We start from the raw sequence: 1,665 nt of genomic DNA, 5'->3' as shown, positions 1-1,665 counted from the left end.
CGGCCGCTCCGTCTTCGAGAGAGAGCTGATGACCCAGACCTCCCGCACCAGCGCGGCCGAGCGCAGGAACGCCCGTGCGGCGGCCGCCGCCCCCGCCGAGGACGGCGCCTTCACGCACCGGCAGATCCTCACGATCATCGCCGGGCTGATGGTCGCCATGTTCCTGGCCGCGCTGGACCAGACGGTGGTGGCCACCGCCATCCGCACCATCGCCGATGACCTGCAGGGCTATGACCTGCAGGCGTGGGCCACCACGGCGTTCCTGATCACCTCGACGATCTCCACGCCGCTGTACGGCAAGCTCTCCGACATCTACGGCCGGCGGCCCTTCTACCTGTTCGCCATCGCCGTGTTCATCGGCGGCTCGGTGCTGTGCGGCATCGCGGACTCGATGTACCAGCTGGCCGCCTTCCGGGCGGTCCAGGGCATCGGTGCCGGTGGCCTGATGTCGCTGGCGCTGGCGATCATCGGCGACATCGTGCCGCCGCGGCAGCGCTCCCGCTACCAGGGCTACTTCATGGCCGTCTTCGGCACCTCCAGCGTGCTGGGCCCGGTGATCGGCGGGTTCTTCGCCGGCCAGAGCGCACTGCTGGGCCTGGACGGCTGGCGCTGGATCTTCTTCATCAACGTGCCGCTGGGCGCCCTGGCCTTCGCCGCGGTCTTCCGGGTGCTGCACCTGCCGCACGAGCGCCGCGAGCACCGCATCGACTGGCCCGGCGCGCTGGCGCTGATCACCTTCATCGTGCCGCTGCTGATCATCGCCGAGCAGGGCCGCATCTGGGGCTGGACGTCGACCCGCGCCCTGATCTGCTACGCCATCGGCACCGCCGGCTTCGTGCTCTTCCTGCTCGCCGAGCGGGCCTACGGCCACGAGGCGCTGCTGCCGCTGCGGCTGTTCGGCAACCGCAGCTTCACCGTCGCCACCGCCGGCAGCGTGGTGGTCGGCGCGGCCATGTTCGGCGGCCTGCTGCTGCTGCCGCAGTACCTGCAGATCGTGCACGGCTCCAGCGCCACCGTCGCCGGCCTGCAGATGATCCCGCTGGTGCTGGGCATCATGCTCGGCGCGATGAGCTCGGGCATCGCCATCTCCAAGACCGGCAGGTACAAGCTCTTCCCGCTGGCCGGCACCGCGCTGATGACCGCGGCGCTGGTGTCGCTGTCGGTCGTCGTCGGCGCCCAGACCTCGATCTGGGCGCTGGTGCCGTTCATGATCGCCCTCGGCGTGGGGCTGGGCTTCAACTTCCAGCCGGCCGTGCTGGCGGTGCAGAACGCCGTTGCGCCCACCCAGATCGGTGTGGCCACCTCCTCGGTCACCTTCTTCCGCCAGATGGGCGCCACGGTCGGCACCGCGGCGTTCCTCTCCGTGCTCTTCGCCCGCCTGCCGGCCGAGATCGACCAGTCGCTGACCGCGGCCGCGGCGAGCGACCCGCGGGTGGCCCAGGCGCTGCAGGGCGGTCGGCTGCAGGCCGGCGGCGACCTGTCCGACACCTCCTTCATCCAGGACCTGCCCGCCTTCCTGGCCCTGCCGTTCCAGACCGGCTTCGCGAACTCGATCGACCTGGTGTTCCTCATCGCCGCCTGCGCGGCGGCACTGGGGTTCCTCGTCTTCCTCCTCCTGCCGCAGCTCGCGCTGAGCAACAAGTCCGGCATCCAGGCCCGCCAGGC

The 1,665-nt window shown here is 70.9% G+C and carries 1 protein-coding gene; it reads left to right on the top strand.

The genetic code is table 11. From position 1 onward, the window contains the following. Positions 1 to 28 precede the first annotated feature (28 nt). The coding region (locus ABQ292_RS26445) for an MDR family MFS transporter (RefSeq protein WP_369210679.1) at positions 29 to 1,665 on the top strand (1,637 nt) is incomplete at its 3' end.

The organism is Geodermatophilus maliterrae (genome assembly GCF_041018925.1).
In the GTDB taxonomy this organism is placed as follows: Bacteria; Actinomycetota; Actinomycetes; order Mycobacteriales; family Geodermatophilaceae; genus Geodermatophilus; species Geodermatophilus maliterrae.
Note: the sequence above shows the minus strand (reverse complement) of the source record. Positions and strands in the feature narration are given on the sequence as shown.